Annotated in this window: 20 protein-coding genes; 14 read left to right on the top strand and 6 right to left on the bottom strand. The window is 65.0% G+C overall.

Annotated elements, in window-relative coordinates:
• Positions 1–58 precede the first annotated feature (58 nt).
• From BUE39_RS10920 to BUE39_RS10875, 10 genes are all read left to right on the top strand, one after another.
• The gene (locus BUE39_RS10920; protein WP_073428676.1) at positions 59–1,396 is read left to right on the top strand and encodes a leucine-rich repeat-containing protein kinase family protein; all 1,338 of its coding nucleotides are present in this window, start codon (positions 59–61) and stop codon (positions 1,394–1,396) included.
• 94 nt (positions 1,397–1,490) lie between these two features.
• Positions 1,491–2,495: a substrate-binding domain-containing protein gene (locus tag BUE39_RS10915; RefSeq protein WP_073428675.1), complete on the top strand. Its 1,005-nt coding sequence runs from the start codon at positions 1,491–1,493 to the stop codon at positions 2,493–2,495.
• A gap of 270 nt (positions 2,496–2,765) precedes the next feature.
• Positions 2,766–4,214 carry an MEDS domain-containing protein gene (locus BUE39_RS10910; RefSeq protein WP_073428674.1) on the top strand — a complete coding sequence of 483 codons (1,449 nt, stop codon included), beginning with the start codon at positions 2,766–2,768 and terminating at the stop codon, positions 4,212–4,214.
• 207 nt (positions 4,215–4,421) lie between these two features.
• On the top strand, positions 4,422–4,727 hold the full coding sequence (locus BUE39_RS10905; protein ID WP_073428673.1) for a hypothetical protein: 306 nt from the start codon (positions 4,422–4,424) through the stop codon (positions 4,725–4,727).
• 113 nt (positions 4,728–4,840) lie between these two features.
• On the top strand, positions 4,841–7,018 hold the full coding sequence (locus tag BUE39_RS10900; RefSeq protein WP_073428672.1) for an ATP-binding protein: 2,178 nt from the start codon (positions 4,841–4,843) through the stop codon (positions 7,016–7,018).
• Complete coding sequence (locus BUE39_RS10895) at positions 7,015–8,664, top strand: response regulator (RefSeq protein WP_073428671.1); 1,650 nt, start codon at positions 7,015–7,017, stop codon at positions 8,662–8,664. Before BUE39_RS10900 ends, BUE39_RS10895 begins: the two co-directional genes overlap by 4 nt.
• Entirely contained in the window at positions 8,642–9,274 is a 633-nt protein-coding gene (locus tag BUE39_RS10890) for a response regulator (protein WP_073428670.1), read from the top strand. Before BUE39_RS10895 ends, BUE39_RS10890 begins: the two co-directional genes overlap by 23 nt.
• A gap of 114 nt (positions 9,275–9,388) precedes the next feature.
• Positions 9,389–9,655: a hypothetical protein gene (locus BUE39_RS10885; protein WP_073428669.1), complete on the top strand. Its 267-nt coding sequence runs from the start codon at positions 9,389–9,391 to the stop codon at positions 9,653–9,655.
• A 31-nt stretch (positions 9,656–9,686) separates the two neighbouring features.
• Complete coding sequence (locus BUE39_RS10880) at positions 9,687–9,896, top strand: hypothetical protein (protein WP_073428668.1); 210 nt, start codon at positions 9,687–9,689, stop codon at positions 9,894–9,896.
• Between the two features lie 163 nt (positions 9,897–10,059).
• Positions 10,060–10,932, top strand: a complete 873-nt coding sequence (locus BUE39_RS10875; RefSeq protein ID WP_073428667.1) for a hypothetical protein — start codon at positions 10,060–10,062, stop codon at positions 10,930–10,932.
• Between the two features lie 7 nt (positions 10,933–10,939).
• On the opposite strand, the gene BUE39_RS10870 is transcribed toward BUE39_RS10875, so the two are convergent.
• On the bottom strand, positions 10,940–11,152 hold the full coding sequence (locus tag BUE39_RS10870) for a hypothetical protein (RefSeq protein ID WP_310122418.1): 213 nt from the start codon (positions 11,150–11,152) through the stop codon (positions 10,940–10,942).
• Between the two features lie 488 nt (positions 11,153–11,640).
• Here BUE39_RS10870 and BUE39_RS10865 point away from each other — a divergent pair, with 488 nt between their 5' ends.
• Positions 11,641–14,289: a sensor histidine kinase gene (locus BUE39_RS10865; protein WP_073428665.1), complete on the top strand. Its 2,649-nt coding sequence runs from the start codon at positions 11,641–11,643 to the stop codon at positions 14,287–14,289.
• Between the two features lie 77 nt (positions 14,290–14,366).
• Here the strand turns inward: BUE39_RS10865 and BUE39_RS10860 are convergent, their stop codons facing one another.
• Positions 14,367–17,417, bottom strand: a complete 3,051-nt coding sequence (locus tag BUE39_RS10860; protein ID WP_073428664.1) for a hypothetical protein — start codon at positions 17,415–17,417, stop codon at positions 14,367–14,369.
• A 79-nt stretch (positions 17,418–17,496) separates the two neighbouring features.
• On the opposite strand from BUE39_RS10860, the gene BUE39_RS10855 reads away from it, so the two are divergent.
• Positions 17,497–17,751: a hypothetical protein gene (locus BUE39_RS10855; protein ID WP_073428663.1), complete on the top strand. Its 255-nt coding sequence runs from the start codon at positions 17,497–17,499 to the stop codon at positions 17,749–17,751.
• A 96-nt stretch (positions 17,752–17,847) separates the two neighbouring features.
• Here the strand turns inward: BUE39_RS10855 and BUE39_RS10850 are convergent, their stop codons facing one another.
• The 3 genes from BUE39_RS10850 to BUE39_RS10840 are packed head-to-tail and all read right to left on the bottom strand — an operon-like array spanning position 17,848 to position 23,627.
• On the bottom strand, positions 17,848–21,498 hold the full coding sequence (locus BUE39_RS10850) for a hydantoinase B/oxoprolinase family protein (protein ID WP_073428662.1): 3,651 nt from the start codon (positions 21,496–21,498) through the stop codon (positions 17,848–17,850).
• A 31-nt stretch (positions 21,499–21,529) separates the two neighbouring features.
• Entirely contained in the window at positions 21,530–22,837 is a 1,308-nt protein-coding gene (locus tag BUE39_RS10845) for an MFS transporter (RefSeq protein WP_083082261.1), read from the bottom strand.
• Positions 22,838–22,856: 19 nt separating this feature from the next.
• Positions 22,857–23,627, bottom strand: a complete 771-nt coding sequence (locus tag BUE39_RS10840) for a putative hydro-lyase (RefSeq protein WP_073428661.1) — start codon at positions 23,625–23,627, stop codon at positions 22,857–22,859.
• Between the two features lie 357 nt (positions 23,628–23,984).
• On the opposite strand from BUE39_RS10840, the gene BUE39_RS10835 reads away from it, so the two are divergent.
• Together BUE39_RS10835 and BUE39_RS10830 are read left to right on the top strand one after the other, a co-directional pair.
• Positions 23,985–24,917 (top strand): LysR family transcriptional regulator, encoded by a 933-nt coding sequence (locus tag BUE39_RS10835; RefSeq protein WP_073428660.1) that lies wholly within the window; start codon positions 23,985–23,987, stop codon positions 24,915–24,917.
• 145 nt (positions 24,918–25,062) lie between these two features.
• Positions 25,063–25,368, top strand: a complete 306-nt coding sequence (locus BUE39_RS10830) for a hypothetical protein (protein WP_073428659.1) — start codon at positions 25,063–25,065, stop codon at positions 25,366–25,368.
• 44 nt (positions 25,369–25,412) lie between these two features.
• On the opposite strand, the gene BUE39_RS10825 is transcribed toward BUE39_RS10830, so the two are convergent.
• Positions 25,413–26,036 (bottom strand): S8 family serine peptidase (locus BUE39_RS10825; RefSeq protein WP_159442553.1); only part of this gene is annotated, 624 nt, incomplete at its 5' end.

Below are 26,036 nucleotides of genomic sequence, written 5' to 3'. Positions count from 1 at the left end.
GTAGAATTGACAGCTTCGCTACGACACGCAGCGGCAACCGGACATCTCTTCCACGACTTTGAACACGACACTCGAACAACTGCGGGCCGGACAACTGGCGGGCACGCGTCACCTGAAACTAGCGTGCGGACTCAGCGAATTTCCACGCGAGATTTTCGATCTGGCCGACACGCTGGAAGTTCTCGACTTGTCGGGCAATGCGCTCACCACGCTGCCCGACGATTTGCCGCGACTCGCCAGGTTGCGCATTCTCTTCGCCTCCGACAACCCGTTCACCGAGTTGCCCGAAGTGCTGGGCCAGTGCTCGCAATTGAGCATGGTCGGCTTCAAGGCGAACCGCATTCGCCAGGTGTCGGGCAAGGCGCTTGCGCCGCAACTGCGTTGGCTGATCCTCACCGACAACGAGATCGATGCGCTGCCGCCCGAAATCGGCGGCTGTGCGCGGTTGCAGAAGCTGATGCTGGCCGGCAACCGGCTGCGCGCGCTTCCCGATGAACTGGCCGCCTGCACGCGGCTCGAACTGCTGCGTCTCGCGGCGAATCGACTCGACGGACTGCCGGCGTGGCTATTGCGTCTGCCGCGGCTGTCGTGGCTGGCGTATGCCGGCAATCCGTTCAGCGAAGCGCTGGAGACGGCGGCGTTGAGCGACACGCCGATCGCCGATATTCAATGGGACGCGTTGAAACTCGAACAGCAATTGGGCGAGGGTGCGTCGGGCGTGATCTATCGTGCGGCGCTTCTCGATCAGGAAAGCGGCGCGCCGCGGCCGGTCGCGGTCAAACTGTTCAAGGGCGCGGTGACGAGCGATGGTTTGCCCGACTGCGAGATGGCCGCCTGCATTCGCGCGGGCGATCATCCCAACCTGATTCCGGTAGCGGGAAAAGTGCAAGACCATCCGGCCGGCTCGCATGGTCTGGTGATGGAATTGATCGATCCGCGCTTCGGCAATCTCGCCGGTCCTCCGAGCCTTGATTCATGCACACGCGACATTTATGGCGCGCACACACGCTTCGACCTCGCCTGCGCATGGGGTATCGCATACGGCATCGCGTCGGCGGCGAGTCATTTGCATGCGCGCGGCGTGATGCACGGCGATCTGTACGCGCACAATATTCTGCACGGCGGGCAGGGGCGCGCGCTGCTGGGCGATTTCGGCGCGGCATCGTTTTATGCCGCCGACGATCGCGCCGGCGGCGTCGCGCTTCAGCGCCTGGAAGTGCGGGCGTATGGTTGCCTGCTCGAAGAACTGATCGACCGCTGCGACTGGCGAGATGCGCAGGCGCACGCCGCAACGAAGCTGATCGAACTAAAGGACAATTGCCTGAGCGAAGATATCGACAGCCGCCCGTTGTTCGATGAAATCGCTTCCGCCTTGCTGGCGCTGCAGGTTCAATGATGAGCGGAACGCCGCGGCGTGGCGGACAGTTAAAGCCGCTTTCGCCCCTATGCAAAACGGCCGTTCACCGGCTGTGCCGACGAGGAGAGAAGCCATGATGCAGAGAATGCGCCGCCGCGTGGTGTTTGCCGGCGCGCTGGCTGCCGCCGGCGTGACTGGCGCGGCGCGTGTCGGCGCGGTTCCGGGCGGCAAGGCCAACCTCGCGCTCGTGTTGAAGTCGCTCGCCGATCCGTTCACCGTGGCAATGGAGCAGGCCGCGCGTAACTACCAGCAGCATTTCGCTTCGCAGTTCAGCTTGACCGTGCGGGGCACGGCAACCGAGACCGACACGTCCGCGCAGGTTCAAATGGTGGAGGAGATGATCAAGGCCAGGATGAGCGCGATCGTCATCGCGCCGACCCACTCGAAGGCGTTGACGTCGGTCGTCGCGCGGGGAATCAGGGCGGGCATCATCATGGTCACGATCGACAATCCGCTCGACGACGCGTCGCAGCAGGCAGCCGGCATTTCCGTGCCGTTCGTCGGTCCGAACAATCGCAAGGGCGCGATGCTGGTGGGAAACTATCTGGCAAGGCGGCTCGCGGCGGGCGATCAGGTCGGCATCATCGAGGGCAGTTCGGCGGATCGCAATGCGCAGCAACGCACGGCCGGCTACAACGATGCGATGCGAGCGGCAGGCGTGAACGTCGTCGCCGTCGAGACCGGCGAGTGGGAATACGGCAAGGGACGGGACGCCGCGTCGAAAATGCTCGGCGCCTATCCGCGCATGCGCGGCCTCTTGTGCGGCAACGACAACATGGCGATGGGCGCGGCCGACGCCGTTCGCGACGCCGGCAGAACCGGCAGCGTTTATGTCACCGGCTATAACGACATCGCGGCGATCAAGCCGCTGATTGCCGACGGCCGCGTACTCGCGACGGTCAATCAGTTTGCCGACAGGCAGGCGGTGTTCGGCATCGACGTGGCGTTGAAGGCGGTGACCGAACTGAAGAAGCAGAGCGAGTTGTCGAGGACGATCGAAACACCGCTGCAACTCGTCACCGCCGCGAATCGCGAAACGCCTCGGCAATCCCTGCCCGGCACTAGCGGCGCAGATTGACATGCGTATGAATAAATCCATTCTTTTCGTATGAAAAAACGTGACTAGGGAAAACAACTATTCTTTCTACAATCGCCGTCACGTACTTTGAGACTGCTGGTAAATCCCATATAGCGGAGCCCGAACGCGGCTGTTTCCGCATCCTCTTCTTCAGGATGCGGTGAACGCGCGCGCGAGGTGCCGCCACCTTGTTTTATTTTCGAGCGCGCGGGCAATTGGTTTCGGCTTAGCGCGCCTGTGGTTCTTGGCCCACGTACTTTCAGGGAAGCGATGACCACCGGAACTCGTCAAAGCGGTTTTTCCGCGCTTGGGCCCATTTCCTGGGGCACCCATCTGTGTCACTTCTACGAATCGCGTAGCGAATTACTCAGCGTCACGGCGGATTTCCTGCACGCGGGACTCGCCAATCACGAAGTCGGCGTGTGGGTCGCGCCCGCTTTGCTCGGACCCGACAAAGCCCGTTACATGCTCACGCGAACCGAGCCCGCGCTCGCGGAATATATCGATGCGGGTCAACTGCAAATTCTCGACGGCGCGCAACTCTACGCGCGGCCTAAAAGCGGTTTCAATGGCGGCGCCACGGTCGGCTTGTGGTCGGCCGCGATCAACGAGGCGCTGGGGCGCGGCTTCGAAGGGCTGCGGGTGGCCGGCGACGCCGTCTGCGACGAAAGCACCGATTGGATCGCGCTGCTCGACTACGAAGCGTCATTGAAAGACAGGCTCGCGTCGCGGCCGATCATCGGCTTGTGCACTTACTGCGTGCAACGGCTGCGCAGCGCGCAGAGCCAGGAAATCGCGCGCCTTCACGATGCGACCATCGAGCCGCGCGCCGAACCCCTGGAGCGTTCACGCACGCAGGCCGCGAGGCAAGGCGTGCGGCAGCCGCCAATCGCATCCTTTGGCGCCGCGCGCGATGAAGCGAAAGACCGCGCCATGGGTCCGATGATCGGTCATGAGATTCGCAATGCAATCACGCCGCTTGGCTTGCTCGCCCATTTGCTGAACACGCAGTACGGCCACGACGACCAACTCAAGCGCTATGCGCTGCTGCTATCGCGGCAAGCCAGCCTGCTTGGCGAATTGGCCCAGCAATTGATGGAGCCGGCTCAAGCCGAATTCGCCAATGTGCACGCGCCCGCGCTGGCGGAGCCGCCGCGCGCGTCGCCGGAGACAGGAAGCGCTCAGCCCGAGCCTGTGGATATCGACGATCTGATCGCGCATTGCATTCAGGTCGCCGAAGCGGGGTTTCCCGACCATGCGCCGATCCGTCTGGTGAAAGGCCACGCGCCGCTCGTCGTGCAGGGCCACTTCGGCAAGCTCACGCAGGTGTTCGGCAACCTGATGGTGAATGCGCTCAAGTATTCGGCGGCGGAGCATGCCGTCGACGTCGCGGTGTCTCGCGCCGGACGTTACTGCTATGTCCGCGTGCGCGATCACGGCATCGGCATCGCGCCCGGCGAACTGGCGAGCATCTTCGAGCCATACGAGCGCGGACTCGGCGCTTGTGCGTCGGGCGCCAACGGTCTCGGGCTGGGATTGTCGGTGGTGCGCGACATCGTCGCGAATCATGGCGGCGCAGTCGAAGTGTTCTCCGACGGTCCCGGTTGCGGCTCGGAGTTCGTGGTGCGCTTGCCGTTGGCGAGCACGACAACCTCAGCCGATGCGGCCTTGCATGAGGCAAACGAACGCCAGGCGGTTTGCGCCGCGCCGGCGGTCTGAGATCGCTTGATTCCAGGTGCCTGCCGGCGCGCCGATTCGCGGCGCCTGGCGCTGGCCGGTACCGCTTCCAGCACGGGCATTCACATTCGGGATTTCCTGACACCAGATTCAGGAGACCGCCTGCGCATTTTTCCGGCGTTCCTTACTGTGAGCGGCTCTTGGCCCCTCTAGGATGGGCTATCGAATTTTCTTTTCGGCGGTCCCGTTATGACCGGTCACCCGGCAGACCACGACGATGCAGTCGCGCAGGTCAACAGCGCATGCCTGCGGCTCTTCGACACGTGGTGCGAAAGCAGAAGCGTCATACCGCTTGGCTATCTGTTGCACTGCTGGCCCTTGCCGGACAATCAACCCGCCTCCTTGCGGCGGCTGGCCGACGGCTTGCGCGAACTGAGCAGGGCGCACCCGGGGGCATTGGACGGCCGCATCTGGCCGATATTCTGCGAACTGGCTTTATGTATCGACGAGATTCTGCCGAATCCCTCGCTGCGCATGCCGAACATGCTGCACTAGGCGATAACCGTCACCCCGCGTCTTTGCTGGCGCGACGAGCGGCGTGCATGGACTCCGCTTTGGCAACGAGTGCAGAATAGACGAGACAAGAACCGTAGCACTCGCGGGGACGTATGGCAGACAGCATGTTCGACGCATGGTGGAATTCGGTTGGCCGCTTCCGAAGCAGCGTCGTGTTGCGGCTCTTCGCAACCGTGCTGCTCTTCAGTTGCGCGGTCACGCTATTGCTGACCGGATTGCAGCTTTACCGCGACTACCACCGCGGCGTGGAACAGATCGAAAACCGCCTCGCGGACATCGAGCGCAGCAATCGCGACAGCCTCGCCGAAGCGCTATGGCGGCTCGACAATGCGCAACTCCAACTGGAACTGAACGGCATCTTGCGCATGGCCGATGTCCGCGCGGTGGAGATTCGCGAGACGGGCAAGCCGCACGGGCCCGCTTTCCTGAGCGCCGGGCGGCGCACCGCCGGTCCGGTGATCGTGCGCGAGTTTCCGCTCGTCTACAGCGTGCAGGGCAAGGAGCGCGAGATCGGCCGGCTTTACGTCGAGGCGACGCTTGCCGATCTTTATCACGAGCTGACCCACGCCGCCGTGACGATTCTGCTGACCCAGGCCGCCAACACGTTCCTCGTTTCGCTCTTCACGATCTACATTCTGTCGCGCCTCGTCATGCGGCATGTCGCGGCGATCGCGCGCACGGTGGGACGCTACGATTTCCGCGAGCCGCATCGGCCGTTCACCTTGCCGCGCCGCGGCCCGCGTGAGCCCGACGAACTCGACCGCATGGTGGCCGCGTTCAATGCGATGGGCGAGCGTCTGCATCACGCGTATCTCGACGAACGCGACGCGGCGGCCGAGCGCGAAGCGCGCCACCTGGCCGAGGCGGCCAACCGCGCCAAGGGCGAATTCCTCGCGAATATGAGCCATGAACTCCGCACGCCGCTGAACGGCATTCTCGGCTATGCGCAGATACTCGGACGCGACACGACGCTCAACGAGTTGCAGCAGCAGCGTGTCGCGGTGATCCGCCGCAGCGGCGAACATCTGCTGACGTTGATCGAGGACGCGCTGGATTTCGCGCGGATCGAAGCGGGCAAGCTGCGCGTGGAGATTTGCGACGTGCCGCTGGCGGCGCTCGTCGACGTGATTCGGGACATCATCGGCGTGAAGGCGGAGCAGAAGGGGCTCGCTTTCGTCTGCGAAATCGACGCCGACGCGCCCGCCGGCGTGCGTGCCGACGAGCGGCGCTTGCGGCAGGTGTTGCTCAACCTGCTGGCGAACGCGGTGAAGTTCACCGATCGCGGCGGCGTCAGCCTGCATATCTCCCAAGCCGCGTCGGGTCGCGTTCGTTTCGACATTCGCGATACCGGCATTGGAATCGGTCCCGACCAGTTGGCGAGCATCTTCGAGCCGTTCGAGCAACTGGGCGCGCCTGAGCGGCGCGCCGGCGGGACCGGCCTCGGCCTCGCGATCAGCCGGCAGTTCGTGCGCGCGATGGGCGGCGAGATCGCGGTCGAAAGCGAGCCAGGGCGGGGCAGCGCCTTCTGGTTCGAACTGGAGCAGGCCGGCGTTGCGGCAATCACGTTCCCGACGATAGCGCCCGCGCCGCTTCCGCATCGGCTCACCGGTTACGACGGTCCGCGCAGGAAAGTGCTGATCGTCGACGACGTGGAGGTCAATCGCGCGGTGGTGGTCGATCTGCTGGGCCGCCTCGGCTTCGACACCGTCGAGGCGCACAGCGGCCGCGACGGGTTCGAGAAGGCGCAACGCGAACGGCCCGAACTGATCCTCACCGACATCGTGATGCCCGGCATGAACGGGCTCGAATTGGCGCGCAGCCTGCGTCGGCTGGACGACTTCGCGAGCGTTCCGATCATTGCGATGTCCGCCAGTTCGTCGGGCAGCGACAAGGCGATGAGCGTCGCTGCCGGCGTGAGCGGGTTCGTCTCCAAGCCGGTCGAGTTCGACGCCTTGTTGACGCAAATCGCCACGCTGCTGCGCCTACACTGGATTTATGCGCCGCCGTGCCCGTCCACGTGCGAGGAGGCGTTCGCTCATTCGTCATCGTCGTCGTCATTGCCTGTGCCGCCCGAGCAGATGAGCGAACTCCATCGACTCGCGCGCCTCGGCGACATGCAGGCCATCGTCGCGTGGTCCGAGGGCATCGCGGCGCTCGATGGGCGCCATCGACCGTTCGCGGCGCAACTCAGCGCGCTCGCGAGGGGGTATCAGTCGAGGGCGATCCTGCAACTGGTGGAGCGGCATATGAGCGGCGAGCTACAGCCATGAGCGAGCAAGGCGCGGATACCGGCGAGCGGCCGACGATTCTCATCGCCGACGACACACCCGCGAACTTCGGCGTGGTGGTCGACAGCCTGGTGAACCGCGGCTATCGCGTGCTGGTTGCGCTCGACGGCGAGGAGGCGCTGGAGCGCGCATTGTTTTCGCAGCCCGATCTGATCCTGCTCGACGTGACGATGCCCGGCATCAACGGTTTCGAGACTTGCAGGCGGCTCAAGGCGGATGAGCGCACGCGCGACATCGCGGTGATTTTCATGACCTCGTTGACGGGCAGCGAGGACATGATCGAGGGCTTTTCGGCCGGCGGCGTCGATTATGTGACCAAGCCGGTGCAGGTCGATGAAATGATGGCGCGCATCGAGACGCATCTGGCGCTGCGCGGCATGCACCGGCAACTGGTCGAGCAGAACCGCCAACTGCTGAGCGAAGTGGCGGTGCGCATGCGGGCGGAGGCGGCTCTGTCGCGCGCGCGCGATGAACTCGAACAGCGGGTCGAGCAGCGCACGCAGCAGCTCGCGCAGTCGAATGCAAGGCTGTCCGCCCAGGTCGACGAGCGCCGCCGCGCCGAAGCGAAACTGCTGTCCAGCGAGGCGCGCTTTCGAACGATTGTCGAGACGAGCCCTATCCCGCTGTGCATCACGTCGATGCCGGAAGGCGTCATCCTCTATGCGAACGAGCCGCTGCGCGAACTGTTCGGGCTCGAGGTGCGCGCCGGCACGCTCGTCAATATCGTCGACTTCTATGTGAATGCGAGCGACCGCGACCGGCTGGTGACGCATTTGCGCCGCGAGGGCAGCTTTCGCAACTCCGAGGTCCATTTGCGGCGCTCGGACGGCACCGAGTTCTGGGCGATGGCGACCGCGCGTGTGGGAACGTTCGGCGACTCGCCCGCGATCTACGTGGGGCTGAACGACATCACGGCGCGCAAGCGCATCGAGCAGGAACTGCTCGAATCGCGCGAGCAATTGCGCGAATTGTCCGCCTACATGGAAGCGATTCGCGAGGAGGAGCGCAAGCGCATCGCGCTGGAGATTCACGACGAACTCGGGCAGTTGCTGACCGCGCTGAAGATGGACGTCTCGTTGCTGAAGATGCGTCTCGGCGCCGATCCCGACGCGATCCGCAAGGCGGACGACATGCGCGAGCTGGTCGAGAAAACGATCTGGATGGTCCGCAATGTCGCTAACCATCTGCGGCCCGCGGCGTTAAACTTCGGCATCGTTTCCGCGCTCGAGTGGTTGATCGAGGACTTCGGCCGGCGCAACAGCATTCCGTGCCAGTTGCACATCAACGGCGGCGAGCCGGTGCTGCCGGATGCGTACGCCACGGCGGTATTCCGCATCGTTCAGGCTTCGCTCACCAACATCGGGCGCCATGCGGACGCCACCCGGGCCGACGTGACGCTGACCAGCACCGAGGCGACGCTCGACCTTCACGTAAGCGACGACGGCTGCGGTTTCGAGCCGGAGAAGGCGCACATGGGTTATTCATACGGCCTGCTCGGCATGCAGGAACGCGCCCGGCTGATCGGCGGCGAGATGACGATCGACAGCGCACCCGGCATGGGCACGGCCATTTCCATCCACATTCCGCTCGCAGGCGGGACCCAAAATGATCCACATCCTGATTGCTGACGACCACGCGATTGTGCGCGGCGGCCTGAAACAGATCATCGCGACGACCACCGATATCGTCGTCGCCGCCGAGGCCGCGCAAGGCTCCGAAGTGCTCGAACGTCTGCGCACGGGGCAGTTCGATCTCATGCTGCTCGACATGACGATGCCGGGCATCAGCGGGGTCGATCTGATCCGTCGGGTGCGCGCCGAGGAGCCGCGCCTGCCGGTGCTGGTGCTGAGCATCCACAACGAGGCGCAAGTGGTGTCGCGCGCGCTGCGGGCCGGCGCGACCGGCTACGTGACGAAGGACAGCGACCCGGAGGTGCTGCTCACCGCGATCCGCAAGCTGGCCGCCGGCGGCCGCTTCATCGATCCCAAGCTGGTGGACGCAATGGTGTTCGAGACGCATTCGGGCGATGCGCCGCCGCACGAGATCCTGTCGGACCGCGAATTCCAGGTATTGCGGATGCTGTCGGCGGGCCAAAGCATCAACGACATCGCCGAATCGTGCTCGCTCAGCGCCAAGACGATCAGCACCCACAAGATGCGTCTCATGCAGAAACTCGGCCTCACCAACAACGCCGAGTTGATCCGCTATGCGATCCGGCATGGCCTCGTTGCGGAGTGACAGACGCCTTTAGGGGAATCCTGAACCTTTAACCAGCATTTCCTGACTTCACAATCCGCCGCCGCCGACTGAAAAGCGCCTTGCATTGGCTCACGATGATTCAATGCGAATCGGATGGTCGAGGGGGCGGACGTGGTTGCGACGACAAGCTTACTACGCGGGCTGCGCGAGAAATTGCAGGCCATGGCGGGCACCCTGCCGGTCCGCGTGCTCTCGCTGCACGGTTCGCAGGACGGCCTGACATGCCGGGCCTGCATCGAGATCAGCCGGCCCGACGGCCCGTTGGTGCTGTTCTTCTTCAGACATGACGACGGTAGCTGGCATGCCTTCCCGCCGGAACTCAACCTGTGCAGGATGAGCTTCGAACCATTCGTTGCGTGACATGAACATTCCGCCACAAGGGAGATCATGGATGACCGCGGACAACTGTGGAGAACTGTCGAACTACGAGACGCAATTGCGGGCATGGATGAGCGAATGGTATGACCATGCATTCGCGAGCGGCTTCATCCAGCCGCCGTTCGTGCTCAATCATGCAACCGCGGTGAGGCTCGAAGGCTACTTCAACGTGGGCCTGACTCCTGCTGAAGGCGCCAACGTGATCTTCGGCGTGGTGCATTGACCTGCCGGCGGCGTCCTGCCGCCGTCGTTGCATCAGCGGGATATTACGGTTTGTCAGGATAGGTGGCGCGTGGCACGATGGGGAACCGCACAGGCTCGGTGCCTGTGCGGAGATGCGCCAATCCCGGCGCGGCATTCCTCCCGTGTCGAGACGCTATCCATCCATGCATCGCAGGCGCTTCCTGCTGGCCGCGCTCGGCGCAACAGGCGTCACGCTTGGCGCGCATGCCGCGCCGGCCGGCCACTTCGATATCGTCTATCCGCGCATTCGTCCGGGCGGCGACGTGCACGCCGCGTTCGCTCTCGCCGTCCTCGACCTGGCGTTGAACACGGCGAACGTCTCCTATTCCGTGCGTCAGGCCGAAATCGTCATGGAGCGCGGCCGCGCGCTCGCCGAACTGGCGAACAGCAACGGTGCGATCAATCTGCATTGGACGAGCATGGAAGCGCGCGCCGAGCGCGGCCTGAATGTCGTGCGCATTCCGATCCATCGCGGGCTGATCGGCTACCGGTTATTCATCATAAGGAAGGACCGGCAACGGGATTTCGACCACATCGAGCGCTTGTCGGATCTGCAGGCGTTCACGGGCGGGCAGGGACTCGGCTGGATCGACACCGACATCCTCAAGGCGGCGGGTCTGACGATTCAGAGTTCGACCTACGAGACGATGTTCGAGATGACGCAGAGCGGCCGCGTCGATTACTTTCCGCGCGGCATCGTGGAAGCGTATGCCGAACTGGACGCACGCGGGCGCCGCGAGCCTGACCTCGTCGTCGAAAACAGGTTGATGTTGAGATACCGGTCCGATTTTCTTTTTTACGTCGCTACAGGCCAGGAAGCCCTGGCGGGGGAGATCGAGCGCGGGCTTGTCCTGGCGTATCGCAACGGCGCCTACATGCGGCTCTTCAACTCGCATCCGTACATTCAGGACGCGCTGGCGCGCGCGAGGCCCGCGTCGCGCAAGACCTTCGAGCTGGACAATCCCTATCTCTCCGACGCCGACCGCCGCATACCGGCCGCGTACTGGATGAGCTGACGTTCCACTACCCGTTGTGCGCCGCCCATGTCGCCGGCGCGGAGGGGACGAGCAGATCGTCGACGCAATCCGACAACTCGCACAGTTGCTGGAAAGATGCGCGATCCAAACCGTGCAGCGGATGCCGCCGCAATTCGCGCAGCGCGCCGCCGAGGCGGCGGAACGCTTCCGCATCGCTGTTGATCAGCGGCCAGCCTCGCAACAGATACGTGAGCGGCATGAGCCTTCTGCTTTCGCACCACCGATCGAACAGGCGCGTACAGATCGCGTTGATGTGCTCGACCGCATTTTCTCGTTCGGACAGATAGGGGACCATGGCGGCACGCGCAAGCAGGACGTTGATGTGTGTCCATCGTATGTGGACAGTTATCGCGGTGCTGTCAGGACATGAAGAAAAAAGCTCAGGTCGATGCTGATCTTCGGGTAGGGAAATCCTTAAACGCGGCTTGCACCCCGATGCGGTTCCGATGCGGCCGTTTTGCCTCAACTGCCGCCATTGAAGCCGCCACCTGCAAATCTTCCTGGGCTATGCTTGCCGGGTAAGCCGCACCGTGCCCTCGGCCTTTCCGCTGACCAATACTCAACTGGCGCGCCGGCCCGATGAATCTCCGGGAGACGCCCGTCGGGAGGGTGTTGCGCAGCATGGCGCGCATGCGGCGGCGGTCGTGGATGATCGCGCAATCTCTGACCTGATATGCACGGAACTCGATGAAAAAGATCAGCCGGGAGCCGCCACAGGGGCTGGATGCCGCAACGCGGCGGGAGGATGGGCGCGTCGAGCGAACCGCGGCCGAGCCGGATGCGCTCGCCTATCTGAAGAATCGCGCGCTCAATCTGGTCCGCGAGGCGGCCTATCTGATCGACCGGAACGCGCGCTTCATTTACGCCAACGACGAGGCTTGCCGCACGCTGGGTTACGACCACGCGCAACTGCTGCGAATGCGTGTGATGGACGTCGATCCCGAGTGGAGCCTCGAGCGCTGGCAAACGGCCTGGGCGGAGTTGCGCGAGAAGGGCTCGCTCCTCGTCGAGTCGACACAGCGGCGCCAGGACGGCACCACCTTGCCGGTGGAAATCAACGCAAGCTATTTCGAGTTCGACGGCGAGCCGTACAACCTGGCGCTCGTGCGCGACATTACCGAGCGCAAGCGGACCGAGGCGCTGCTGATCGGCCAACTTCAGATGGAAGCGCAGTTCCGCCGGCTCGCGGAAAGCACGCCCGATATCATCTGCCGCTATGACCCGCAGTGCCGGCTCGTGTACGCGAACTCCGGACTCGCCTCGATACTTCGCCGTCCGTTGCAGGATCTGCTTGGCGGCACGCCGACCGAACACAGTGCCGATCCGCAGTTCGCCGTCTATCAGCGCGCCCTGGCGGCGACGCTCGAAACGGGCGCCGAACGCACGCTCGAACTCGCGCTGCAAGACGGCGCGAGCAGCGTGAGCTATCACCATGTCCGCATCCTCGCCGAGCGCGGACTGCGCGACGAAATCACGAGCGTGCTGGCGCTCGGACGCGACATTACCGAACGCAAGAAGGCGGAAGCGGATCTGCACGCAAGCGGACAGGCGTTCCGCGCGCTGGTCGAGCATTCTCCCGACTACATCGCCCGCTACGATCGCGAGTGCCGGCGCGTCTACGCGAATCCGGCGCTGCGCGCGCTGCTGCCGCAAGGCATCGACGAAACCGCCGACGCGGGCACGGTCGACGACTCGCCCGTGGTCGACGTGCCGCGGTACCGCGACCGGCTGCGCCGCGTCGTCGAGACCGGCACCGAACGCATGGACGAAATCCGCTTCCGCAATGCCAAGGGCGAAGTGCGCTGGGGGCATATGCGGATGGTGCCCGAGTTCGCCGCCGACGGCCGGGTGGCCACCGTGCTCGCCATCTGCCGCGACATCGACGAACTGAAGCGCAGCGAGCAACTGTTCCGCACGCTCACCGAGAGCTTTCCGGACTTCATCGCCCGCTTCGATCGGGAGGGGCGTCATACCTATGTGAATCCGCGTGTATCGAAGGCATTCGGTATGCCGCAGGAAGACTTCATCGGCAAGCAGCTTCACGAATTGCAGACGGGCGGCAGCAGCGCGCAGAACGAACTGCTCGAAGCGAGCGTTCGCCGCGTGGTGGCGACCGGTGAACCGGCCGACCACGAAGCGCTATGGGCGACCGATGAAGGCTGGCATGTCTTCGAGGTGCGGCATATTCCCGAGAAAGACGCGGAGGGCGACGTGGTCAGCGTGCTCGGCGTGGCGCGCGACGTGACGCGGCTGCGAACCACCGAACTCGCCTTGCGCGCGAGCGAGGTGGCGTTTCGCACGCTGGCCGAGAACGCGCCGGAGATGATCGTCCGCTACGACCGCGACTGTCGCTATAGCTACGTCAACCCGCGGTTCGAACAGATCAACGGGATTCGCGCGGCGGATGCCGTCGGCAAGACGCCCGCGGAGTTGTCGGCCGCCGCGATGCCCGAATTGCAAATGATCACCGCGACGCTCGAGCAGGTGATGACGAGCGGGATCGGCGCAAAGGTGGATCTTACGTGGGAGCGCGACGGCAAGCCGGTGGGCTGGCACGTGAGCGCCGTTCCCGAGCACGACGCCGACGGCGAGACGCGTGGCGCGCTGACGATCTGGACCGACATCACGGCGCGCATGGAAGCCGAGCTCCGCTTGCGCGAATCGTATGCGCTGTTGCAGGAGTTGACCTCGCTGCGTGAAACGGCGCGCGAGGAGGAGCGCAAGCGCATCGCCCGCGAGATGCACGACGAACTGGGCCAGCAACTGACGGCGCTGCGGCTCGGCGTGTCGGCGATGCGCATCGAGTTCGCCAGGGATGATTCCGTCCTGGCCGAACGGTTTCAGGATCTGCTGAGTCTCGCGGACGGCACCATGCAGGTGGTGCGCAACGTGGTGGCCTCGCTGCGGCCGGCCGCGCTCGATGCGGGCATCGTCGCCGCGCTGGAGTGGCTCGCGGCCGAGTTCTCGCGCGACGGGCGCGTTGTCTGCCGCCTGCGAATTCCCGACGACAATCTGGTGCTCGACGAAGAGCGCGCCGTGGCGCTGTTTCGGATCGTGCAGGAAGCATTGACGAATGTCGCGCGCCACGCCGGCGCTAGCGAGGTGACGATTTCGCTCGAACAGGTCGAGCAATACTGGAACCTCGAAATACGCGACGACGGGCGCGGCTTCGATTTGACGGCGCCGCGCGCCAAATCGTTTGGGCTGGTCGGCATGCGGGAGCGGGCGCTGATGCTGGGCGGCGAGATATCGGTGCATAGCGCGCCGGGCAGCGGCACGTCGATCGCGGTGCGGATACCGGCGGATGACGAGGCTTCGGGGAGGCGCATGGAGTGAGTGGGGCGCATGGCTGTTTGCGGCACGTCGAGCGTGGGAGGTGCGCCGCGGCGTGCGAGGCGACCGCCCCCCGCATCTCACTTGCGCTTCGCCTTGCCTTTATTGCCCTTGCCCTTGCCAGGCTGCGACGGCCCCGCCGCCGCAGACGGCTGCTGCGCCGCCGCTTCGCGCGCCGCATGGCGAGCGCGTTGCGCTTCCTGCCGCGATTCCAGTTGCTCCCTGCATTGCTGCACCCCACGTCCCAGCGCGACGTTTTCTTGCATCAACGCCCTGCATCTATCCTTGTCGCCCGTTTCCGTGGCGTAGTAAAGCAAACCTTGCGTGCTGATGGAGAGGTCCTCGTTGAGCAGGTCGAGCAAATCGTTGGCGTCCTCCGGCAGGTTGCTGCCCGTGTCCATGACGACGGCCTTCAGCGCATCCAGAGTGACGCGCATCCATTGACGTTGCGCCGTGTCGACTTCCAGCGTCGCGCGCCATTCGAGGCTGTTCGCGAGCTGGTCGACGACATGCTGCTCCACCCGGGCTCCGCCGGCCATGCCGGGCTGGTCTTTTGAGGCGTCGATCTGCTCCGTCAGTCTTCCATGGACCTCGCGAATCTTGCCGACGGTGTCCTCATTGAGGCTGACCAACGCATCGCTTTGGAATTTATAGCTGCCGGCATCCCGCGCCGGACGTCCGGCAAGATTGTGCACGCGGTTATGCATATCCGCGAACCGGCCCAGCACATCGAAGCTCAGTCGCATGCATTCCGCCTGGCGCTCGCTGCGCGATGCCAGGGAGCCGAGAATCTGGGCCAGTTGGTCCGCCGTGCCGGCGCCCAGGTCCAGCCTCAGCGTCGCGCATTGACCCAACACCGCGCCCGCATTCACACCGGCCGCGCGTGCGCGCTCGGCAAAGCCGTGAGTCACTTTTGCGCGCCGGGACAAGGGCGCGTTGCCGATGGCTTCTCGCGCTTCGCCGTAACACTCGGTCAGGTCAGCCGTGAGGCGGCAGGACATGGCGAGACCGCTCAGCATCAGCACGGTATTCGCCCGCTCGTGCACCATCGTTTCCGGCGCATCCGGGGGCAACTGGAGCACGGTCTCGCGATAGGCATCCACCCGACTGGCCAAGGATCGTGCAAGACCGATGAATTGCGCGTCATCGCCAGGGTTCGCGATGGCGCTCGCGGGCGCGTCGTCGCGCAGCAGGTCAGGAAGTTCGCCGAGGATGTCCTGGAGACGCGCCGCTCCGCTTTGCCGCTCGGTTGCCACGCGAACGCAAAGCGATTTTACGTCGGCCTGCTGAGTGGCGTATGCGGCTCGGATCAGCTCTGTTCTGAGCGCGGAACACAAGTTCAAGAATGCACGCAACGTATCGTTCAACGCGGATGCCGCGTTGGTGAGCGCGCCTCGCGCGAGTCCGGCTGCCTGTTGGATGCGGTCCGCCGTGGACATCAACCGATGCATGTCAGCGGGGCGGTTTTTCGTCGCGTCGAGAAAATCGGCCAGTGCCGCAAAGGGCGTGCTTAACCGTTCCACGTCGATATCGGTCGCTCGTCGAAGGAAAGCCGAGTCTTCGGCCAACGCGAGCAGTGCACGGCAGCGGCCCGCCAGGTCCTCGATGAACGGCTCGGCTGATCCGCCCGTTATCGCTCGCGGTTCGCCGATGCCGATTCCACCGCGGCTTCCCGTGAGTACCTGCGGAATATCGCGCCACAGGGTCGCGAATGCCGCGCCAACCGCCGTCTGCATCTGCGTGATGGCCGTGGCGCGACCCTGGCGAATTTGCGCATGGAGCGCCTGCGGTTCGGGCGTCTCGCGCGCTTCGGGGGACCATTCCGCGGTCGCGCTATCGAATGTATGGGCCGCGTCGTCGTAGGCTTCGGCGGCGTCATGCCACGCGACGATCGCCTCAAGAGCGCCGTCGACAGACTGCGCCGCGGCCTCGTGATTTGCGCTCGCCGAGAGAGTCGCGCCTTCGGCGCGCGCGAGGAGCGGCGCGAGGCCGGTTTGCAATGCGACAAGCCGCGCAACCTCGGGCGGTTCGCCCATGACGGCCTCCACGGCGGCCTCCACGGCGGCCTCCTGCTCGGGAGCGATTGGCTCCGCAACCGTCTCCGCGACCGTCTCCACAACCGCCTCCACAACCGCCTCCACAACCGGCGCCTGTACGAACTCGCCTCGCAGCGCCAACGTCAGGTCACCCGTGAGCTTTTCCAGTTCGGCACAGCGAGCGAGGAGTCTCGCCCGCAACGCCTCGCGTTGGTTCGGACTCGCCTTCAGCAGCGCGGTGACGCGGCGCTCCGTTGCAGGCGGCGGAGCACGCCCGTCTGCATCCACGCCGGGCAGTTCCACGTCCATGCCCTCGACAGATGGATCATGCGGAGGCGGTGCGGCCGGTTCTTGCGCAAGGCGGTGTATCGCCTTCGACAGATCATGCGCGCTGGCGCCGATGTTGCGCAGTTCCACGTCGAGGCCTTCGATCGGCGCGTCATGCAACGGCAGTGCGGCCAGTTCCTCTGTCCCGCAGCGCGCGAGTGCGCGGCGCAGCGGCTCGATGGTCAGTTCCAGCGCGCGCACGTAGCCTTCGCCGAACGGGGTTTGCTCGCGCTTCACGCAAAGAATGCCGCGCAGCACGTCCCCTTTGATGTCGAGCCGCGCGACATGAGCATCGCACTCCTCGACCGCCTCGTTCAGGCGAGCGATGTCCCGAACGGGCAGGCTGATTTTGCTGGCGACCTCGACTGCCGCCTGGTAATGATCCGCCGCCGCCTGCCAGGCCCGCGCGGCATCCTCGCATTGCACCACGGCTCGGCCGAGCAGAGAGAAGTTGCTTTTGAAGTTGTCGTCGGCCGGTACGAACTCTTTGCTAAACCGTGTCGCGGAGGTAATCGGGTGGTGCGTGGCTGCAATCGATCGCAAGGCCTGCGCGTCGCGGACGAGCGCCGCGACATCGGCCGGCGAATTCGATCGCTTGCCGACTTCGGACAGGCGGTGCAAGCGCCGGGTACGTTCGTCCGGATCGGAGCGGACGAGCACGGAGAACTCGTCACTGGAATCCGATTCGGCGTCGCTGACATCATCCGGCGAGGCGTCGCCGGATTGCGCCATGCCATGCGCGGCCGATGACGTTTCGGCGGGCCACATCGCGCGAAGCTGCTCCGCGAGCGCACGGGTCGACGGAGGGGGAGAGCGCCTCGGTGGCGGCGAGCCGGAGGGGCGGCGCGTGCGCGCTTCCGGCAACACTGCCAGCGAGCCCGCGCGCGCGGATGCGTGCGAGCGCGATACGCCGGGTGTGTCGCTCATGCCCGCGGTGCTGGTGGCGGCGGCAGTGCGGCGGCTCTCTTCGGAAGCCGACGCGGCCGCGTCCGTCGAGGTGGGCGAGATGGGCGATGCGGGAGTAGAGCGAGGAATCATGGTGGGCGTGTCCGCATGGCGGGCATGCTGCCCGCGTTCGAAGACGCTCACCGTACCGCGATGACATCGCGCAAGCGCCGAGCCAGCCGAAATTCATGGTTGCCCAGCGAAAGCGCCAAACCCAGCCTCGCAAGGTGCGAGGCTGGATGCAGGCCGCGACTTATTCGACCTCGGACGCCGCTCCATATCCGCCACCGCCAGGCGTCTGAATCACGAAAACATCGCCGGCCTTCATCTGCACCTGATGACGCGCGCCGAAGGTTTCACGCTCCGCCGAACCGGCTCGTTCGACCCAGTTCACGCCGACCTTGCCCGGCGATCCGCCCGCCATGCCGAACGGCGCAACGCGTCGGCGATTCGACAGGATGACGGCGGTCATCGGTTCGAGAAAGCGGACGCGCCGCTCGGTGCCGTCGCCGCCTCGCCATTGCCCCGCGCCGCCGCTGCCGTGACGCACGCGGAAGTCGTCGAGGCGAACCGGGAAGCGCCATTCGAGCACTTCGGGATCGGTGAGCCGCGAGTTGGTCATGTGCGTCTGCACGGCGCTGCAACCCGCCGCCGACGCACTCGCGCCCGAGCCCCCGCAGATGGTCTCGTAGTACTGGTACTGCTCGTTGCCGAACGTGAAGTTGTTCATCGTGCCCTGGGCGCCCGCCATCACGCCGAGCGCGCCGTAGAGCGCATCGGTCACGACCTGCGACGTCTCGACGTTGCCGGCCACCACCGCGGCCGGATAGCGCGGGTTGAGCATCGAGCCTGCGGGAATGCGAATGTCCAGCGGCTTCAGACAACCGGCGTTGAGCGGAATGTCGTCGTCGACGAGTGTGCGGAACACATACAGCACGGCCGCCTTGCAGATCGCGGAGGGCGCGTTGTAATTGTTCGGCTGCTGTTCGCTCGTGCCTGCGAAATCGATCACCGCCGAGCGCGCGTCGCGGTCGATCGACACCGCGACGACGATCTTCGCGCCGTCGTCAAGTTCGTATTCGAAGCGTCCGTCCTTGAGCACCGACAGCGTGCGCCGCACGACTTCTTCGGCGTTGTCCTGCACGTGCCGCATGTACGCCTGCACCACGTCGAGTCCGAACTGCCCGCACATGCGGTCAAGCTCCTGCGCGCCCTTCGTGCACGCCGCGACCTGTGCCCGCAAATCCGCCATGTTCTGTTCGACGTTGCGAACCGGATAGCGGCCCGAGGTCAGCAACTCGCGCATTTCGCCTTCGAGAAAGCGGCCCTGCGCGACCAGTTGCACGTTATCGAGCAGCACGCCTTCCTGATCGACGTGCGTCGAGTCGGGCGGCATCGAGCCCGGCGAAATGCCGCCGATATCCGCATGATGCCCGCGCGCCGCGACGTAGAACGTCGGCGTCGCATGGTCCTCGACGAAAACCGGCATGACCACCGTCACGTCCGGCAGATGCGTGCCGCCGCCATACGGCGCGTTGAGCACGTAGACATCGCCGGATTGCATGGTGCCCGCGCGCCGCTCGATGATCGTCTGCACGCTTTCGCCCATCGAGCCGAGATGGACCGGCATGTGCGGCGCGTTGGCGATCAGGTTGCCGTCGGCGTCGAACAGCGCGCACGAGAAGTCGAGGCGTTCCTTGATGTTGACCGAGTACGACGTGTTCGCCAGCGTCACGCCCATCTGCTCGGCGATCGACATGAACAGGTTGTTGAACACCTCGAGCAACACCGGATCGGCTTCGGTGCCGATCGCATGACGGTTCACGAGCGCGCTCGTGCGGTTGACCACCAGGTGATTGTGCCGGCTGACCTCGACTTGCCAGCCCGGCTCGATCACGGTCGTCCCGGTCTTTTCGCTGACGATGGCCGGGCCGTCGATACTCGCGCCGGGCGCGAGCGATTCGCGGTCGAACACGGGCGTGTCGTGCCACTCGCCGCCGGAAAACACGCGTGTCATGGCGAGCGGTTCGGGATTCGCGGAAGCACCCTCGGCGAGCGGCCAATGTTCGTCCTCGGCCTCGTGCGCCTGGCCGATCGCTTCGACGGCGACGGCTTCGATCACCAGCGCCTTGTTCGGCATCAGGAAACCGTAACGCGCGCGGTACAGACGCTCGAACGTCGCGACGATCGCGGGTGCGTCGTTGCTGAATTCGATTTCGAGCGCGGTGTCGGTGCCGTCGTATTTCACGTGAAGCGTGCGGCGCAGCGTGATGCAGTCTTTCGCGATGCGCTGCTGCGCGACTTCGTCTTGCGCGGCGCTTTCCAGCGGCGCGAACGCGTCCTCGCAAGCGGCGAGCGACGTGCCGTCGAGCCGCGTTTCGACGGCTTGCTGACGCAGCGCGCGCACGTCGGCGAGACCCATGCCATACGCCGACAGCACGCCCGCGAGCGGGTGGATGAACACGCGCGTCATGCCGAGCGCGTCCGCGACGAGGCACGCGTGCTGACCGCCCGCGCCACCGAAGCAGGCGAGCGTGTACCGGGTCACGTCGTAGCCGCGCTGCACCGAGATCTGCTTGATCGCATTCGCCATGTTCTCCACGGCGATCTTCAGAAAGCCCTCGGCGATTTCTTCCGGCGTTCGTTGCGCGCCGGTCGCCTTTTCGACCTGCGCCGCGACGTCGGCAAACTTGCGCTGCACGACGGCGGCATCCAGCGGCAAGTTACCTTCCGGTCCGAACACGTGAGGGAAAAACTGCGCGCTGATCTTGCCGGTCATCACGTTGCAATCGGTGACGGTCAGCGGGCCGCCGCGCCGATACGACGCCGGCCCCGGATTCGCCCCGGCGCTCTCGGGACCCACGCGCAAGCGCGCGCCGTCGAAGCTGCAAATCGAGCCGCCGCCCGCCGCCACGGTGTGGATTTTCATCATCGGGGCGCGGATGCGAACGCCCGCCACTTCGGTGGCGAACTCGCGCTCGTATTCGCCCGCATAGTGCGTCACATCGGTCGAGGTGCCGCCCATGTCGAAGCCGATGATCGACTCGAAGCCCGCGAGCTTCGACACCTGCGCCGCACCCACGATCCCGCCCGCGGGACCGGACAGGATGGCGTCCTTGCCCTGGAAGCGGTGAGCGTCGGTGAGGCCGCCGTTGCTCTGCATGAATTGCAGCGGCACCGCGCCCAGATCGCTTTCCACCTGCTGAACGTAGTGGCGCAGAATCGGCGACAGATACGCGTCCACGACGGTCGTGTCGCCGCGTGACACCAGCTTCATCAGCGGGCTGACCTCGTGGCTCACGGAGATTTGCGTGTAGCCGATGTCCTGCGCGATTTCCTTGAGCTTGCGTTCGTGTTCGGCGTACCGGTAACCATGCATCAGCACGATCGCGCAGGAGCGGATGCCGCTCTCATACGCCTGCCGCAATGCCGCGTAAGCCTGCTCCGTATCCAGTTCGCGCACCACTTCGCCGCGCGCGCCGATCCGCTCGTCGATTTCCACCACGCGCTGATACAGCAGCGTCGGCAATTCGATGTCGCGCACGAACAGCTTCGGACGGCTCTGATACGCGATTCGCAGCGCGTCGGCGAAACCCTTCGTGATCGCCAGCACCGTGGGCGCGCCCTTGCGTTCGAGCAGGGCGTTGGTGGCGACCGTCGTGCCCATTCGCACGCTGTCGATCAGATGCGCCGGCACGGGCTCGCGGGCCGCGACGCCCAGCAGATCGCGAATGCCTTGCACCGCCGAATCGCGATATCGCTCGGGATTCTCCGACAGCACCTTGTGCGTGACGATCCGTCCATCGGGGCGGCGCGCGACGATGTCGGTGAACGTGCCGCCGCGGTCGATCCAGAATTGCCAGCGGCGATCACGCGGTAGCTGGGTGTCGGCTTGATGTGTCATCAGAAGAGTTCTCCGGTGAATGTTGAGGTGCTCACGATTCGAGTTGCGCGCCGCGCGTTTCGGGCAGCGTCAGCGCCGCGAGAATCACGACGCCGTAGGCGGCCGCGGCGAAGGTGCCGATCGCGACGCCGAGCGCCATTTTTTGCGCGACGAAACCGATCAGAAACGGGAAGGTCGCGCCGACCGCGCGGCCGAAGTTGTAGCAAAAGCCCTGGCCCGAACCGCGAATCCGCGTGGGGAAGAGTTCGGTCATGAACGCGCCCATCCCGGCGAAGATGCCCGAGGCAAAGAAGCCGAGCGGAAAGCCGAGCACGAGCAGCAGCGCGTTGCTCATCGGCACGCGGGTATAGACGAGGGCAATCGCCATCGAGGCGATCGAGAACGCGATGAAGTTCAGCTTGCGGCCAAAGCGGTCGCTGAGAAAAGCGCCGCACAGGTAGCCCGCATACGAGCCGGCGATGATGACCGCGAGATAGCCGCCCGTGCCGACCACGCTCAGGTGCTGTTCGGTCTTGAGGTACGTGGGCAGCCAGGTGGTGATCGCGTAGTAGCCGCCTTGCGTGCCGGTGGCGAGGATCGCGGTGCGCAGCGTCGTCAGCCAGACGCCGGGGCCGAAGATCTCGAAGAACGAACTCGTGTTGCCGGCTTCGGCGTCACGCTGCTTCTGTTGCAGATGAACTTCGGGTTCCTCGACGAAACGGCGAATGAAGATCACGAACGGCGCGGGCAACACGCCGAGCGCGAACAACGCGCGCCATGCGATATCGCCGGGCAGCAGCGAAAACACCAGCGTATAGAGTCCCGCCGATGCCGCCCACCCAATCGCCCAGCCCGCCTGCACCATGCCGACCGCCTTGCCGCGATCGCGCGGCCGGATCACCTCGCCGATCAGCACCGCGCCCGCGGTCCATTCACCGCCGAAGCCGAAGCCCATCAAGCCGCGAGCGATCAGAAGCTGGCTGTAGTTCTGCGCGAACGCGCACAGCAGCGTGAAAAACGCGAACCAGACGATGGTGATCTGCAGCGTCTTGACCCGGCCGATGCGGTCGGAAAGAATGCCCGCGACCCAGCCGCCGAGCGCCGACGTCAGCAGCGTGACCGTGCCGATCAAGCCGGCTTCGCCCTTGGTGAGACTCCACGTCGCGATCAGCGTCGGAATCACGAAGCTGAGGAATTGCGTGTCCATCGCATCGAGCGCATAGCCGACCTTGCAGCTCCAGAATGCCCGCCGCTCGCTCGCATTGGTGTGCCGATACCAGCCGAACATGCCGCGGCTCGCGGTGGTGTCCGCCGTTGCGTCGTCGGCGGGCGTGCTTGCGTATTGCGCTTCCGTAGTCATGCGTTTCTCCTGAGATGCGTCAGAACACCGCGAGCGATGCGTTGGGGATGTCGGTGACCAGCATGTGGCCAGGACGATGCGCGATCGCGAACGGCAGCCGCGCGCTTTCAATGGCGCTTTGAGGCGTCACGCCGCAGGCCCAGAAGACCGGCAGCTCGTGTTCATGGATCGATACCGGATCGCCGAAATCCGGGCTCGACAGATCCTCGATACCGAGCACGGCGGGGTTGCCGATATGCACCGGCGCGCCATGCACCGCCGGAAACCGGCTCGTGATCTGCACGGCGCGAATCGCGTGGGCGCCGCTCATCGGCCGCATGGAGACGACGAGCCGGCCGCCGAACCGGCCCGCCGCCTGGTTCGCAACGTGGGTGCGGTACATCGGCACGTTGACGCCTTCATCCACGTGGCGCAGCGGAATGCGTTCGCGCGCGAGCATCTGCTCGAACGAGAACGAGCAGCCGATCGCGAATACGACCAGATCGTCGCGCCACACGTCGCGGATATCGGCGGGCTGCTCGCACAACACGCCGTCGCGATAGACGTTGTAGCCGGGCACGTCGGTGCGGATATCGAGGTCGCGGCCCAGCATCGGCAGATCGAATTGCCCCGGTTCGCCGACGCCGAGCAGCGGACAGGCTTTCGGATTGCGCAGGCAGAAGCGCATGAAGTCCTCAGCGTAGGCGCTCGGCAGAATGGCGAGGTTGGCTTGCGCGAAGTCGCCGCAATAACCGGCCGTGGGCCCTGAAAATTCCTTGCTGCGAACTTGCTGGCGAAAGGTGTGCGGCATGACGGCGATTCCGTTCGTGAGTGCGATGGGGTGCAGAGTAGGACCAACAAAATAGCTGCGCCAGCGAGTTATTCGTGCCGCTGGCGTTCAGGTTTTCTTAACGGTTTCGTGCGGGTTTTTACGTAGCTGATGCTTGGGGGTGCGTCGCGGCAAGCGCTTGCTTATTGCCCCGAAAGCATTGATGGACGGGAAATCTGGGTGGGCTAGGTCGAGGCATTTCGATGCATGGCGAATACCTCGCGTCGTTTCGCCCTAGCGGCCACAAAAGCGGCCGGTTTCGTGTAAACGGCGCTTTTTGTTAAGGCATACTGCAAGCCGGAAACGATAAAAAAATCCGCCAATCTTCAGACCTGCCCCATGAACACGCGCTTTCTCGAAACCTTCGTGACGCTCGCTCAACTCGAAAGCTTTCGAGCGACGGCGCGCGTGCTGCACGCGACCCCGGCGACGATTTCGCTGCGCATCCGCTCATTGGAGGACGAACTCAAGACAGAACTCGTCGACCGTTCGACAACGGGCTTCCGGCTGACGCCCTCGGGCCAGAATCTGCTCGGGCCCGCGAAGAACGTCGTCAACGCCGCGCGCGCATTGCGGGAGGCGGCGGGCCAGGAAGTCGTGGTCGGCGGCAAGCTGCGGTTGGGCGTCATCGAAACGGTCGTGCATAGCTGGCTCGCGCACTACGTCACGCAGTTGAACGCGAGCTTTCCGCGGCTCGAAGTGGACCTGACCGTCGATTCGAGTTCGGTGCTGCAACGGCGTCTCCTGAGCGGCGATCTCGACCTCGTGATACGGGTCGAGGGCATCGACAGCACGAAGATCGTCTCCCGCGCGATCGCCAGTTATCCGGTTCGCTGGATCGCGAAACGGGGCTTGCTGTCGAAACGCGCCGAAGGGCTCGCGCTGCGTGTGCTGGAGCGTCCGGTGCTGACCTTTGGGCGCGGCACCGCGCCGCAAGTCGCGCTCGAAAGCATCGTTCATGCGCTCGCGCAGCAGCTCGGCATGCCGGCCGGGCAAACGCGCATCACCTGCTCGCCGTCGGTCGCCGCGATCGTTCAACTGGTGCGCGACGGCTATGGCGTCGCCGCCATTCCGGGCCTGTTCGTCGCGGAGGCCTTGCAGAGCGGCGAATTCATCGAGTTGCCGCTCAAACCCGTGCCGCCGCCGATCATCGTGTCGATTTGCAAGCCGGTGGACGCGAGTCCGATGATTCATGCCGCCGCGAATGCGGCGCAGCTTGCGTGCTCGGCGTATTGTCAGACGCGGCGCAAGGATCTGGTCGAGGCGCTTTGATCGCTTTGGTCGAGCTTGAGCAGCAGGTTCATTTCACGCGGTGAGAAAAGCGTTTCGTCTCGCGCCAACCCGATTCGCTATCGGCGCGGTGCGGATGGGCCATCGGTACGAGGATGGTTTTTTTCAACCGTGAGCGGGATTCGGAATGTTGCTGCTGCGTTCACTCAACCTGACCGCGGGCGTTGCTTGCGCCTTGTTGCTCGCCTCCGCGAATGCGTTTTCACAGCCCTGTTCAACGGCTGACGACTGCGCGAGCTTGCTGCGCGTCAGCACCCACGACGACAATGTGCGGGCCGAACGTCACCGGGAAGAACAGCTACGCGAGGAACGCCTGCGTTCCGAGCGCTTACGTTCCGAGCGGTTGCGCTCGGATCGCCTGCGTGAAGAGCGGCTACGTTCGGATCGATTGCGCGCCGATCGCTTGCGTGAAGAGCGCCTTCGCGAGGATTAACCAACGCCGCGCCGCCGGGTCGCCGCATCGCCGCGTTCTCCCGTTCAACGAGCCGCCTCGACGCACGTGTGATGAAGCGCCTCGACCGCCCGGCATGCGTTGATGACCCGGACATGCTGCCGGCTCGGACCGCTCGTCTGGTCGAGCAACGTTTCGATCGAGCGCGCGTCGAGGTTGGGCTGCAAGCCGAGCAGCAACGCGATGGTGCCCGTCACGTTCGCTGTCGCGAACGACGAGCCCGAGACAAAGTCGTAATGTCCGCCGGGTGTGAGCGTCAGGATGTCGTGGCCGGGCGCGTAGAGCACGCGCGCGGCGGAATCGGAGGCGGGGCCATTCGTCGCGCGTGCCGAGTCCACCGCGATCACGCCCGGCACGCCGACCGGAAACGCCTTGAGGTTGCCGTCCGGCAGCACCGCGCCCACCACGATCACGCCTTTTCTCACCGACAGTTCGATCAGTTGAGTGAGCAGCGGATCCTTCGGCCCGCCCAGGCTCAGATTGATGATCTGTGCATGCGCTTCGAGCGCCGACTGGATCGCCTCCGCGAGCGTGAACGAATTGCAGCGCGAAGGTCCGCTGCGATTGTCCGCTTGCCAGCAGGCCTTGACCGCGATCAGTTTCGCGTGCGGCGCGACGCCTTCGATGCCGGCCTTGCCGTCCGCGCCGCC

The organism is Paraburkholderia terricola (genome assembly GCF_900142195.1).
In the GTDB taxonomy this organism is placed as follows: Bacteria; Pseudomonadota; Gammaproteobacteria; order Burkholderiales; family Burkholderiaceae; genus Paraburkholderia; species Paraburkholderia terricola.
The sequence above is the reverse complement of the archived record's forward strand: the minus strand, read 5'-3'. Positions and strand labels throughout refer to the sequence as shown.